13 protein-coding genes are annotated in these 12528 nt (G+C 73.3%); 10 read left to right on the top strand and 3 right to left on the bottom strand.

Features of this window, described 5'->3' with window-relative positions; all coding sequences use genetic code 11:
• The first annotated feature begins 16 nt into the window (after positions 1-16).
• The 10 genes from fabD to AC162C_RS04440 all read left to right on the top strand — a co-directional run bounded on the left by fabD (position 17) and on the right by AC162C_RS04440 (position 9486).
• Positions 17-940, top strand: a complete 924-nt coding sequence (gene fabD, locus AC162C_RS04485; RefSeq protein WP_484096504.1) for an ACP S-malonyltransferase — start codon at positions 17-19, stop codon at positions 938-940.
• Complete coding sequence (gene fabG / locus AC162C_RS04480) at positions 937-1665, top strand: 3-oxoacyl-[acyl-carrier-protein] reductase (RefSeq protein ID WP_484096503.1); 729 nt, start codon at positions 937-939, stop codon at positions 1663-1665. The genes fabD and fabG overlap by 4 nt, the downstream gene beginning before the upstream one ends.
• 11 nt (positions 1666-1676) lie before the next feature.
• Positions 1677-2930, top strand: coding sequence for a beta-ketoacyl-ACP synthase II (fabF, locus tag AC162C_RS04475; protein ID WP_484096502.1), 1254 nt, complete (start codon positions 1677-1679; stop codon positions 2928-2930).
• A 51-nt stretch (positions 2931-2981) separates the two neighbouring features.
• The gene (locus AC162C_RS04470) at positions 2982-3419 is read left to right on the top strand and encodes an N-acetyltransferase family protein (RefSeq protein ID WP_484096501.1); all 438 of its coding nucleotides are present in this window, start codon (positions 2982-2984) and stop codon (positions 3417-3419) included.
• The gene (locus AC162C_RS04465; protein WP_484096500.1) at positions 3395-3916 is read left to right on the top strand and encodes a GNAT family N-acetyltransferase; all 522 of its coding nucleotides are present in this window, start codon (positions 3395-3397) and stop codon (positions 3914-3916) included. Before AC162C_RS04470 ends, AC162C_RS04465 begins: the two co-directional genes overlap by 25 nt.
• 27 nt (positions 3917-3943) lie before the next feature.
• Positions 3944-4744 (top strand): arginase family protein, encoded by an 801-nt coding sequence (locus tag AC162C_RS04460; RefSeq protein ID WP_484096499.1) that lies wholly within the window; start codon positions 3944-3946, stop codon positions 4742-4744.
• 17 nt (positions 4745-4761) lie between these two features.
• On the top strand, positions 4762-5616 hold the full coding sequence (gene accD / locus AC162C_RS04455; protein WP_484096498.1) for an acetyl-CoA carboxylase, carboxyltransferase subunit beta: 855 nt from the start codon (positions 4762-4764) through the stop codon (positions 5614-5616).
• Positions 5613-6545, top strand: a complete 933-nt coding sequence (locus tag AC162C_RS04450) for an acetyl-CoA carboxylase carboxyltransferase subunit alpha (RefSeq protein WP_484096497.1) — start codon at positions 5613-5615, stop codon at positions 6543-6545. The genes accD and AC162C_RS04450 overlap by 4 nt, the downstream gene beginning before the upstream one ends.
• Before the next feature lie 126 nt (positions 6546-6671).
• Entirely contained in the window at positions 6672-8969 is a 2298-nt protein-coding gene (gene ligD, locus AC162C_RS04445) for a DNA ligase D (protein WP_484096496.1), read from the top strand.
• A 64-nt stretch (positions 8970-9033) separates the two neighbouring features.
• Positions 9034-9486: a TIGR00725 family protein gene (locus tag AC162C_RS04440; protein WP_484096495.1), complete on the top strand. Its 453-nt coding sequence runs from the start codon at positions 9034-9036 to the stop codon at positions 9484-9486.
• An 88-nt stretch (positions 9487-9574) separates the two neighbouring features.
• Here the strand turns inward: AC162C_RS04440 and AC162C_RS04435 are convergent, their stop codons facing one another.
• Genes AC162C_RS04435 through AC162C_RS04425 form a run of 3 tightly spaced genes read right to left on the bottom strand, consistent with a single transcriptional unit; the run spans position 9575 to position 12526 of the window.
• The gene (locus tag AC162C_RS04435) at positions 9575-11815 is read right to left on the bottom strand and encodes a DEAD/DEAH box helicase (RefSeq protein WP_484096494.1); all 2241 of its coding nucleotides are present in this window, start codon (positions 11813-11815) and stop codon (positions 9575-9577) included.
• Positions 11812-12201 (bottom strand): nuclear transport factor 2 family protein, encoded by a 390-nt coding sequence (locus tag AC162C_RS04430; protein WP_484096493.1) that lies wholly within the window; start codon positions 12199-12201, stop codon positions 11812-11814. Before AC162C_RS04430 ends, AC162C_RS04435 begins: the two co-directional genes overlap by 4 nt.
• Complete coding sequence (locus AC162C_RS04425; RefSeq protein ID WP_484096492.1) at positions 12185-12526, bottom strand: thioredoxin family protein; 342 nt, start codon at positions 12524-12526, stop codon at positions 12185-12187. Before AC162C_RS04425 ends, AC162C_RS04430 begins: the two co-directional genes overlap by 17 nt.
• Positions 12527-12528 lie beyond the last annotated feature (2 nt).

Genomic DNA, 12528 nt, shown 5'->3' with positions numbered 1-12528 from the left:
ACACGAGGAGGAACGGATGTCGAAGATCGCCTTCTGCTTCCCCGGGCAGGGCTCGCTGTCCGAGGGAATGGGGCGCGAGATCGCAGAGGCGATCCCGGAGGCGATGGCGGTGTTCACCGTCGGCAGCGACGCATCGGGGCTCGACCTGCAGCACCTGTGCTTCGAGGCGTCGCTCGTCGAGCTCGTCGACACGGAGGTACAGCAGCCGGCGCTCGTCGCGACGAGCCTGGCCATTCTCGCCGCACTCAGGCGCGAGGGCATCCGGCCCGATGTCGTCGTCGGCCACTCGGTCGGCGAGTTCGCCGCGCTGGCCTCGGTCGAGGCGCTGGATACGGCCGACGCGATCGCACTCGTCAGGGAACGCGGACTGGCGATGGCCGAGGCCGCGAAACGGCATCCCGGCTCGATGGCGGCGATCCTCGGCCTGGAGGACGAGCAGGTCGAGACGCTGTGCCGCAAGATCCTGGGAGTCTGGCCCGCGAACTACAACTGCCCGGGACAGATCGTGGTCTCGGGTGAGAACGACGCCGTCGAGGAGTGCTGCGCCGAGGCCGAAGGCCTCGGCGCTCGACGTGCCATCCGCCTCAAGGTGTCGGGGGCCTTCCACAGCCCGCTCGTCGCCCGGGCCGCCGACCGGCTGAAGCCGGCGATCGAGCGGGTGCGGATCTCGGACCCGATCGCCCCGTTCATGTCGACGGTGACGGCGAAGGTCGAGCCCGCGCAGCGCGTCGGCTCGCTCCTCGTCGACCAGTTGACCGCGCCCGTGCGGTTCACGCAGGCGGCCCGCGCCCTCGTCCAGGACGGCGTGGAGACGTTCGTGGAGGTCGGCCCCGGCAACGTCCTCTCGGGTCTCGTGAAGCGGATCGACCGCTCGGTTCGCACGTTCTCGGTGAACGATCTCGCGAGCCTCGACCGTGCGCGCGACGCGCTCGCGCAGTGACGGGCTTCGCGGGGCTGGAGGGGAAGTCCGCGCTCGTCACCGGCGCCTCCCGCGGCATCGGCCGTGCGATCGCGCTGGAGCTGGGCCGCGCCGGCGCCGAGGTCGTCGTCGGGTACCGATCCGGTCGTGAGGAGGCGGAGGCGGTGGCCGCCGAGGTCGGCGGCCGCGCCGTCCAGGCCGACGTGTCCGATCCGGCCTCCGCGCAGGCCCTCGTCGAAGCGGCGGGAGACATCGACATCCTCGTCAACAACGCCGGCCTCACACGGGACGGCCTGCTCGCGCGCATGTCGGACGACGACTGGCGGACCGTGCTCGAGACGAACCTCTCGTCGGTCTTCTACACGTGCCGAGCCGTGACCCGTCCGATGATGAAGCGGCGCTCCGGCACGATCGTGAACGTGTCGTCGATCGTCGGCGTCCACGGCAACTGGGGGCAGACGAACTACGCGGCCTCGAAGGCCGGCATCATCGGCTTCACCAAGTCGCTCGCGCGGGAGCTCGGCAGCCGGAACATTCGCGCGAACGTCGTCGCTCCCGGATACGTCCGGACACAGCTGACGGACGTCCTGCCGGAGGACGCGACGGCCGCGATGCTGCAGGCGACGCCGCTCGGCCGTCTCGGCGACCCGGAGGACGTCGCCGGCGCCGTCCGCTTCCTCTGTTCCGATGCCGCCGCCTTCATCACCGGTGCCGTCGTCCTCGTCGACGGCGGGCTCGGCATGTAGCCTGCGGGGCCGTGGGCGCTGAGAACGGCAGACGCCGCGTCGTCGTCACGGGGCTCGGGATGGTCACCCCGCTCGGCAACGACGTCGAGTCCACCTGGGCGAGCCTCGTCGCCGGCGAGTCGGGGGCCGCCCCGATCACCCAGTTCGACTCCACCGACTACGGCGTGCACTTCGCGTGCGAGGTGAAGGACTTCGACCCGTTGCAGTGGATCGAGCACAAGTCGGCGCGCCGCATGGACCGGTACACGCAACTCGCGCTCGCGGCCGCACGGCAGGCCGAGACGGACAGCGGCCTCCAGATCGCCCCGGAGTCCGAGCGCGTCGGCGCGGCCGTTGCGACCGGGATCGGGGGGCTCAAGTCGTTCGAGTCCTGCATGGACAACCTCTACGAGCGCGGCCCCGACCGGACGAGCCCGTTCGCGATCGTCCAGATCATCCCGAACCTCGCCGCGGGCTGGGTCTCGATGGAGCTCGGCACCCGCGGTCCGCTGCTCGCAGAGTGCACCGCCTGCGCGGCGTCGAACATGGCGATCGGCGACAGCGCCGACGCGATCCGGCTCGGACGGGCCGACGTGATGATCTGCGGCGGGACGGAGTCGCCGGTGACGCGGGTGGGGATCGCCGGCTTCAACGCGATGCGCGCGATCTCCCGCCGCAACGACGACCCGGCTCGTGCGTCACGGCCGTTCGATCTCGAGCGGGACGGCTTCGTGATGGGCGAGGCGGCCGCGATGCTCGTGCTCGAGGAGCTCGAGCACGCCCGAGCGAGGGGCGCCCGGATCTACGCCGAGCTGCTCGGGTACGGGGTCTCGTCCGACGCGGCGCACGTGTCCGATCCGGATCCGACGGGCGAGAACCCCGCACGGGCGATCCGGATGGCACTCGCAGACGGCGGCGTCGCGCCCGAGGAGGTCGGGTACGTCAACGCCCATGCCACGTCGACGCCGGTCGGCGACTCGGCGGAGACCCGCGTGCTCAAGGTGGCGCTGGGCGAGGAGCACGCATACCGCACGCCCGTGTCCGGGACGAAGGGCGCGACCGGGCACTGCCTCGGAGCCGCGGGCGCCGTCGAGGCGATCTTCACGATCCTCGCGCTCGACCGGGGAGTGCTGCCGCCGACGATCAACTACGAGGTCCCCGATCCCGAGTGCGATCTCGACTACGTGCCGAACACCGCCCGTGCGCAGCAGGTGGAGATCGGTCTCTCGAACTCGTTCGGCTTCGGCGGCCACAACGCGTGCGTCGTGTTCCGCCGCTGGTCGTGAACGACCTCCGCTGAGCACAGGCGCCGCCAGCCGGAGGACTACGCTGCGGGCATGGTCGTCCGACACCCGGTCGCCGAGGACTTCCCACACGTGCTGGCACTGGTGCGCGCGGCCGACGTCGCGGTGATCGGCAGCACCGACTGGACGGCGACGGAGCTGCGGCGGGACTGGCAGCGCGCGGACCTCGGGCGCGACGCCTGGGTCGTCGAGGACGACGGGAGGATCGCCGGCTACGGGACGTTCTCGGACCGCGGTGCAGGGCGTCTGGTCGGCGACGGCGACGTGCATCCCGAGGCGACGGACAGGGGTGCCGGGTCGGCGATCCTCGCCGTCACCGAGGCGCGCGCCCGTGAGGAGCTGGAGTCGATGGCCGCTCCAGGGCGCGTCGTGCTCCAGAACGCGACGCTGCTGGCGGGCGACGCCGCCGCGGTCGACGACCTCTATACGACGGACGGCTACGTCCCGTGCGTCACGTCTGGCGAATGGTGAGCGACCTCACTGCCGAGCCGGCCCCTCCAGAGGCACCGGCGGGGACCGCGATCGAGCGGTACCGGCACCCGCAGGACGCGCGCGGCGTGCACCACGTGATCGAGGACGCCTTCCGCGACCACTGGCAGCATCGACCCGTGCCGTGGGAGGAATGGCAGCGGGAGCGTCTCGAGCAGGCGGACGGCGACACGTCGCTGTGGCTGGTCGCCCGCGACGGGCCGGAGGTCGTCGGCGCGGCTCTCTGCTCGCGCAACCGCGAGGGCGGCTGGGGCGTGATCGACGTGCTCGGTGTGCGGCGGGCGTGGCGCAGGTGCGGCGTCGGCCACGCGCTGCTCGCGGCGGCGTTCCGGGCGCTGTGGGAGCGGGGTGAGCGGCGGATCGCCCTCGGGGTGGACGCGGAGAGCCCGACGGGCGCCACGCGTCTCCACGAGCGCGCCGGCATGCGGGTGCTCTGGCGCGCCGTCGTGTGGGAGAAGGGGCTCCGGCGTGGTGTCTGACCCCGTCGGCTACCGGGAGGGGCGTCCGTGAGCGTCCTTCGCGCCCGGTGCCCCGTCTGCCGCACGATGACGGCGGTCGCCGTGGACGACGACTACGAGTGCCACAGCTGCGGCGCCGTCTTCCACGCGGGCCTCGTCCGCGTGCCCCGCGCCTGGGGCGCAGGGGGGGCGGCGATGGCGGAGGCGGCGTGGCTCGAGCTTCCCTACCCGGAGACAACGGTCGTCGATCGCGACACGCTCGAGGAGCAGACCGAGACGCTCGCGGCGGCGCTCCCGAGGGTGCCGGTCGTGCTGGGCGGCTGCTGCTGCGCCCACACCGGCGCGATCCGCGGACTGTCGCGGAGGGTCGGGCGCCTCGCGGTGGTCTGGCTGGACGCGCACGGCGACCTGAACACGCCGGAGACGTCCCCGTCCGGGAACGCATGGGGGATGCCGTTGCGTCGTGCGATCGACGAAGGGTCGGTCGGGGCGGAGGACGTCGCGCTCGTCGGCACCCGTGCGCTCGACCCGCCCGAGGTCGCGTTCATGTCCGCGTCCGGGATCGACGACGACATCGACCGCGCGCTCGCCGGCGCGGAGTGCGTGTACGTCGCCGTCGACGCCGACGTGCTCGCGCCGGGCGAGCTCGCGTGCTTCATGCCCGAGCCGGGTGGCCCGACCGCGGACGAGCTCGCCGCGGTGCTGCGACGGCTGTCGCTCGGCCCGGTTCCCGTCGCCGGGCTGGGGCTCACGGGGCTGAGACCGGAGGCCGACCCCGCAGCGGTGGCGCGTCTCGCGGAGGCCTGCCTGCAACCGTCCCGGGCTGCCGACGGTCGAACCACCCGGTGAGCTCTAAGATGGCCCCCATGGCGGCCTCCGAACGCATCGACGTCTCGATCGAGCACAAGCGGGCGGCGCCGGACGACACGAAGGGCAAAGCCCATCCGAACACCTGCCCCGGCTGCGGATCGCACTATCGCGACGACGAGCTGCGGCAGCACCTCTACGTCTGCCCGCAGTGCGACCACCACTACCCGGTGAGGGCGCGCGAGCGGGTCTCCCAGCTCGCGGACCCGGACAGCTTCGACGAGGCGGACGCGGGCCTGCGCTCGGCCGACCCGCTGGCGTTCTTCGACCTGAAGCCGTACGTCGAGCGCCTGGCGGAGGCGGAGGTCGTGACCGGGCTCGGCGACGCGCTCGTCACCGGCGCGGCGACGATCGAGGGCAGCCCCTGCAGGCTCGCCGTGATGGACTTCTCGTTCATGGGCGGGTCGATGGGGAGCGTCGTCGGCGAGAAGTTCGTGCGTGCGTGCGAGGACGCCGTCGCCGACGGCGTCCCGCTCGTGTCCGTCTCCGCCTCGGGCGGTGCACGCATGCAGGAAGGGATCCTCTCCCTGATGCAGCTCCCGAAGACCGTCTGCGCGGTCGAGGACTTCCACGACGAGGGCGGCGTGCTGCTGTCGGTGCTGGCGCATCCGACGACCGGCGGGCTCCTCGCGAGCTTCGCGAGCCTGGGCGACGTGCTCGTGGCCGAGCCCGGGGCGCTGATGTCGTTCGCGGGGCCCCGCGTCGTCGCGCAGACGACACGGGAGCGGCTCCCGGACGACTTCGGGCTCGCCGAGTCGAACCTCCGCCTGGGCCACGTCGACGCGATCGTGCGGCGCCCGGAGCTCCGCGCCGCGCTCGCCCGCCTGCTGCGCCTCTTCGGGGAGGCGTCGTGACCGCGGACGCCGAGCTCGGTATCAGGGAGCGCCTCGCCAAGCTGTCGGGCGTGAAGCTCCTCGGCGGGACGCGTCTCTCCGCTGAGACGGAGCGACTGCAGCGACAGCTCGACCGGCTGAGCTCGGACACGAGCGACGAGGAGATCTGGCGCTCCGTCGAGCTCGCGCGTCACCCCGACCGGCCCTACACCCTGGACTACGTCGAGCGGATCCTCGACGACTGGTTCGAGCTCCGCGGTGACCGGACGCGCATGGACGACCACGCCGTCGTCACCGGCCTCGGCCGTCTCGACGGGAGGACGATCGCCGTCGTCGGCCATCAGAAGGGCCGCGACATCAAGGAGCGGACGCGCAGGAACTTCGGCATGGCGTACCCCGAGGGCTACCGCAAGGCGATGCGCGTGATGGGGCTGGCCGACCGCCACCGGATCCCGGTGCTCACGCTCGTCGACACGCCCGGTGCCTACCCCGGCGTGGCCGCCGAGCAGCACGGCCAGGGCGGTGCGATCGCGCGGTCCCAGGCGACGATGGCGCGCCTGCGGGTGCCGACGGTCGCGGTCGTCATCGGCGAGGGCGGGTCGGGAGGGGCGGTCGCGATCGCCCTCGCGGACCGCGTGCTGATGCAGGAGCACGCGATCTACTCCGTGATCTCGCCCGAGGGCTGCGCTGCGATCCTGTGGCGTGACGCGTCACAGGCGAAGAAGGCGGCCTCTGCGTTCAAGCCGGATGCCGCCCACTGCCTGGAGCTGGGCGTCATCGACGGGATCGTTCCCGAGCCGGAGGGCGGGGCCCACACCGATCCCGAAGCGGCGGCGACGCTGCTCCGGGAGGCCGTCCTCTCGCACCTCGACGAGCTGGCGGACCTCGATCCGGACGCACGTCGGCGTGCCCGCCGCGCGAAGTTCCGCGCGATGGGCGTGCTGGCCTGACTCTGCGGCGTTTCTCCACACTTTCCACAGGCTTATCCCCGGTCGCGATTCCCCTCCTCTGCAGGGAATATTGCGATCGTGTGATGTCCAGGTGAGGAACACGTATCGAGGTGGGATCATCGACGGATGACGCTGGACGCGTACCGTCGCAAGCGTCGGCCGGGGCGGACACCCGAGCCGTTCGCCGCCGGCCGCGCGGGCGGGGATCCCGTCTTCGTCGTCCAGCGGCATGCGGCGCGACGGCTCCACTACGACCTCCGCCTCGAGCGCGACGGCGTCCTGGCGAGCTGGGCCGTGCCGAAGGGAGTGCCCCTCGCGCGGGGAGAGCGGCATCTGGCGGTCCGGGTCGAGGACCATCCGCTCGGCTACGCGAGCTTCGAGGGGCGGATTCCCGCCGGCGTGTACGGGGCCGGGACGGTCGAGATCTGGGACCGCGGGACGTACGAGCTGCTCGAGCGGAAGCGCGACGGCGGCCTCACCGTGCGCCTTCGCGGCCGGCGCCTCGCCGGCGTGTGGACGCTCGTGCCGGCGGCGCTCGACGGGAAGGACGAGAACTGGCTGCTGATCCGGAAGGACGAGGGCCTCGAGCGCCACGCCTACCAGCCGATGCTCGCGACGCTCGCAACCGAGCCGCCCCACGGCCGCGACTGGAGCTTCGAGCCGAAGTGGGACGGCTACCGGGCGATCGTCACCGTCGCCGGGGGCACCGCCACCCTGTCGAGTCGCCGCGGCGGCGACCTGACCGAGCGCTTCCCGGCCGTCGCCCGCGCGGCGGAGGCGGCGGTCCGCGTCACCGACGCCGTGCTCGACGGCGAGGTCGTCGCGCTCGACACCCGAGGCGCCCCGAGCTTCTCCCTCCTCCAGCGGGGCGAGGGCCACGCGGCGCTCGTCCTCTTCGACGTCCTCGAGGAGGAGGGCGAGGTGCTCGTCGACCTGCCGCTCGCGGACCGGCGGGAGCGCCTCGCCCGGATCGTGGACGCGACGGGAGACCGTGTGCTCGTCTCACCGGCCTTCGAGGACGGCGACGCGCTGCTCGCCGCCGCGGAGGACCAGGGGCTCGAGGGGATCGTCGCAAAGCGCCTCGAAGGCCGCTACGAGCCGGGCCGCCGCGTGCACCACTGGCGGAAGGTGAAGACGACGAAGCGGCAGGAGTTCGTCGTCGTCGGGTGGACGTCCGGGCGCGGGCGCCGGAGCGGCGGCGTCGGCGCGCTCGTGCTGGCGGTCGTCGATCGCGGAGAGCTGCGCTGGGTGGGGAACGTCGGCACCGGGTTCACGGACGCGGAGCTCGCCCGCCTGCACGCGCGCTTCCGCCCGATCGAGCGCCGCACGTCGCCGCTCGCCACCACGCCGCGGATGCCCCGGACACGCCGCGGCGACGTCCACTGGGTCGAGCCCTCGCTCGTCGCGGAGGTCGAGTTCGCCGAGTGGACGGCCCAGGGCCGGCTGCGCGCGCCCGTCTACCTCGGGCTCCGGGACGACAAGGCGGTCGCGGAGGTGCACCAGGAGCGGGCGCCGATCGGGCGGGTCGCCCGGCACGGACGCCGGAGCGTCGCGCTGTCGAACCTGGAGAAGGTCTTCTGGCCCGCCGAGGGGATCACGAAGCGCGACCTCCTCACCTACTACCGCGACGTCGCTCCCGTCCTCGTCCCGCACCTGCGGCGGCGGCCGTTCACGATGAAGCGGTACCCCGACGGCTGGCAGGGGCGGCACTTCTTCCAGAAGAACGTCCCCTCCCGTGCGCCCACGTGGCTGCACACGGCGCCGCTTCCCGCGACGACGCGCGAGGGCGAGACGCGCACGATCAGCTACGCACTCGTCGACGATCTCCTCGCGCTCCTCTGGGTCGTGAACCTGGGATGCATCGACCTGCACACGTGGACGTCGCGTGCAGACCTCCCGCATCGGCCCGACTGGGTCGTCTTCGACCTCGATCCCGCCGACGGCACGGGCTTCGAGGCGGTCTGCGAGGTTGCCCTCCTCGTCCGCGAGGCGCTGGTGCTCCTCGGCCTCGAGGGCTTCCCGAAGACGAGCGGCGCGAAGGGCATGCACGTCCTCGTCCCTCTCGCCCGGCGGCACACGCACGACGACGCCCGCCGCTTCGCGTCGATCGTGGCGGCGGCGCTGGCGCGTGCGCATCCGGGCCTCGTGACGACCGAGTGGGCGCGACGCAAGCGCCGGGGAGTGCTGATCGACGTGCACCAGAACGGGGCCGGGCGGACGACGGCGTCCGCCTACTCCGTCCGGCCCCGCGCCGGAGCCCCCGTCTCCACGCCACTGCGGTGGGACGAGGTGCGGCCGGGCCTCGAGCCGGGCGCCTTCACCATGGACGTCGCCCTCGAGCGCGTCGCGCGGCACGGCGACCTCGCAGCCGGCGTCCTGACACAGCGCCAGACGCTCACCGCGGCTCTCCGCGAGCTCTCGTGACCGCGCGCCGCGGGTGCGGGGTGTGCACGCGGCGACGTGCCCGCGAGCCGTACCATCCACGGGCGTGGCCGTGCAGGTATCGGTGATCGGATCCGGAGTCGAGCACGAGCCTGCGGCGGAGGAGGTCGGCCGCCTCCTCGCCGAGCGCGGATGTGTCGTCCTCACGGGCGGCACCGACGAGGTGATGGCGGCTGCCCATCGTGGGGCGAAGGCGGCCGGCGGCACGACGATCGCCGTCCTCCCGGGCGAGCGACGCGCGGACGCGAACCCGTGGGCGGACCACGTCGTCGCGACGGGGGTCGGCCACGCCCGAAACCTCGCTGTGGCCGCGTCGGCCGATGCGGTGATCGCCGTCGGCGGGAGCTGGGGCACGCTGACCGAGATCGGCTTCGCGATGCGGCTCGGGCGCCCGGTCGTGATCCTGGCCGGAGGGCCCTCCGTCGACGACGTCCCGCGGGCGGCGACGCCGGCGGAGGCCGTGGAGCTCGCGCTCGCCGGCCTGGCGCCGACGCGCTAGCCGCCGCCCGCTCGGCAGCGCCGGGCGATCTGCGGCCCGGGCGGGTGGCGTGCCCGGGACGTGCCGGCGGCGTGGCCGCTGGAGGGCGTCACGCCGCTGCGCGCATGCGCTCGAGCAGTCGGGCGGCGGCGGCCTTGTCGAGGAACTCGTTGAGGTTGCCGCACTTCGGGCTCTGCACGCACGACGGGCACCCGTCCCGGCACGGGCATCCGGCGACCAGGCGGGCCGTGTCGGCGACCCAGCCGTCGAAACGTCCGAAACCGCGCTCGGCGAGCCCGGCGCCGCCCGCGTGCCCGTCGTAGACGAAGATCGTGGGCCGCCCCGTCTCCGGGTGGAGGTTCGTCGAGAGCCCTCCGAGGTCCCAGCGGTCGCACATCGCCCAGAGCGGCAGCAGGGAGATGAGGGCATGCTCCGCCGCGTGGAGCGCGCCGAGGAGCGCCGGCATCCGGTCGAGCCCGTCGAGGAGCGCGTCGTCGGGGGAGAACCAGATCGCCTCCGTCTCGAAGGTCGTCTCCGGCAGCACCAACGGGACGACCTCGATCGTCGCGCCGTCGGCGATCGCCTTCCGGTGGTACGCGACGACCTGCTCCGTGACGACGATGCGGCCGAAGCGGAGGTCCACCCCCGACGAGCGCGACTGCGACAGCTCGGCCTGGACGACGGTCTCGGAATCGCGCTTCGCCTGCGTGTACCAGTCGACGTCGACCTGCTCGACGAGGGCGGTGCGGAGCCGGTGGTCGAGCGAACGGACGACGTACTGCGCGCCCAGGTGGAGGTACACCGCGCCCTCGTGCACGGTCGAGTACGCGCGCTCGCGCTCGACGAGACCGAGCACGGCGCCGCTCGCGGCATCGACGACGACGTACGACTCCGTGTCGCCCGAGCGCAGGGAGATCCGTGCCGCGGGGTAGTCGCGCCCCTTCCAGACCGCGCCCGCGCGCGTGTGCTCGAGCTCGGGGAGGACCGCGGCGCGGGAGACGGCCGCCGGGCCCAGCGTCGCCGCGTCCTCGGCCCGGATCGGGCCCTCGAATGCGGCCGCCAGGACGTGGGCGTCGAGGATCCGAGGGTTCGCATGGTCGACGATCGCCGCCTCGACGACCCGGTCGAGCAACGCCTCCGGCTCGCGCGCGAAGAACTGGTCGAGGGCGTCCTCGCCGGTGATCAGCACCGCGAGTCCGTGCCCGGCGCGACCGGCGCGACCCCACTGCTGGCGCAGCGACGCGACGGTCCCCGGAAACCCGACCGAGACGGCGCAGTCGAGGAGCCCGATGTCGATCCCGAGCTCGAGCGCCTCCGTCGCCGTCACGCCGAGCAGCTCCCCGTCGACGAGGCGCCGCTCGATCTCCCGGCGCTGCTCGGGGGTGTAGCCCGAGCGGTACGGGGCGAGCCGGCCGGCGAGCTCACGGTCGACACGCTCCGACGTGAACCGGTGCACGAGCTCTGCCGCCCGTCGGCTCTTCGTGAAGCAGATCGTCCGCAGCCCCCGGGAGACGAGCCCGGCGAGCAGGCGCGACGCCTCGGCCAGCGCGCTCGCACGCGTGCCGAGTACCGGGTCGAGGAGGGGTGGGTTCCAGATCACGACGTCGCGCTCCGCCTGCGGCGAGGTGTCCGTGTCGATCACCGTCGCCGGACGCCCGGTGAGCGCCTCCGCGAGCTCCCCGGGGTTCGCGATCGTGGCGGAGGCGAGCACGAAGCGGGGATCGGCGTCGTAGGCGGCCGCCAGGCGACGGAGCCGGCGCAGGACGTTCGCGACGTGCGCCCCGAACACGCCCCGGTAGACGTGCGCCTCGTCGACGACGACGAGGCGCAGGTTGTGGAGCACGTCACCCCACCGATCGTGCCGCGGCAGGATCCCGACGTGCAGCATGTCGGGGTTCGTGAGGATCACGTTCCCCTCGCGGCGCACCCGTGCGCGCTCGTCGAGGGCGGTGTCCCCGTCGTAGGTCGTGACCCGGAGCCCCGGCAACCCGTACGCGGCGAACGCGCGCGCCTGGTCACGGGCGAGCGCCTTCGTCGGGGCGACGTAGAGCGCCCTCGCCGACCGGTCGCGGGCGACGGCGTCGAGGATCGGCAGTGCGTAGGCGAGCGACTTCCCGGACGCGGTGCCGGTGGTCACGATCACGTCCTCTCCCCGGTGGAGCGCCTCCCACGCATCGAGCTGGTGCGTGTAGAGGGCCGCGATCCCCCTGCGCGCGAGGGCCGCGGCGGCGCGCGAGTCGAGGCCCGACGGAACCGGCTCGCCATGCGCCCGCCGGGCCCGCTCCACCGACCGGTGGACGACCTCCTCCCCCTCGAGGAGCGCGTCCCACGGCGAGTGCCGGGGCGTCACACCGGCTCTGCGATCGGCCGGAAGCCGGCGCACGACAGGGTGAGGAGCGCGATCCTGCCGTCCCGGTCGAGGCGGACGTACGCCGTGTGCTCGTTCTCCTGCCACCCCCGCTCGGGGTCGCGCCCGCGGAAGCGATAGCGGATTCGGATGCGATCGGCGATCTGCTCCCAGTCGGACGCCGTCACCGCGAACGGGTCGAGGGCGTCGAGCCACCGCCGATAGCGGTCGACGACCTCGGCTGGCCCCGTGTGCTCACGGAGCTGCGGCTTCGGGGTGAGGGCGAGGAAGCGCGCGTCCGCCGTGAAGCACGCTGCGATTGCGTCGTAGTCGCGCTCCGCGATCGCGGCGAGCAGGGACCCGGCGACCCGGTCAGTGCCCGGCGTCATGTCGGCCGAGGTGGGAGGCGAACGCGTTCTCGTAGCGCGTCCGGGGGTGGGCGCCGACGAGGGTCTCCCGCGGCTCGCCGGCGGCGAAGAGGATCACGGTCGGGATCGACAGCACGCCGTAGCGGCCCGGCGTGTCGAGGTTGGCGTCGATGTCGACCCGCACGAGGCGGACGCGGTCGCCGTAGTCGTCGGCGATCGCCACGAGGTGCGGCTCGATCGCCTTGCACGGCCGGCATCCGGGGGCGGTGAAGTGCGCGATCACCGGAACCTCGCTGTCGAGCACGGCGCCGGGGAACGTGGTGTCGGTGACGTCGAGGAACCCCACGA

The organism is Gaiella sp., from assembly GCF_057140465.1.
Note: the sequence above shows the minus strand (reverse complement) of the source record. Positions and strands in the feature narration are given on the sequence as shown.

What these genes read in the sequence shown, in the direction of transcription:
- fabD (WP_484096504.1), top strand. Translation starts at nt 17, where the DNA reads ATGTCGAAGATCGCCTTCTGCTTCCCCGGGCAGGGCTCGCTGTCCGAG.
- AC162C_RS04470 (WP_484096501.1), top strand. Translation starts at nt 2,982, where the DNA reads ATGGTCGTCCGACACCCGGTCGCCGAGGACTTCCCACACGTGCTGGCA.
- accD (WP_484096498.1), top strand. Translation starts at nt 4,762, where the DNA reads ATGGCGGCCTCCGAACGCATCGACGTCTCGATCGAGCACAAGCGGGCG.
- ligD (WP_484096496.1), top strand. Translation starts at nt 6,672, where the DNA reads ATGACGCTGGACGCGTACCGTCGCAAGCGTCGGCCGGGGCGGACACCC.
- AC162C_RS04430 (WP_484096493.1), bottom strand. Translation starts at nt 12,201, where the DNA reads ATGACGCCGGGCACTGACCGGGTCGCCGGGTCCCTGCTCGCCGCGATC.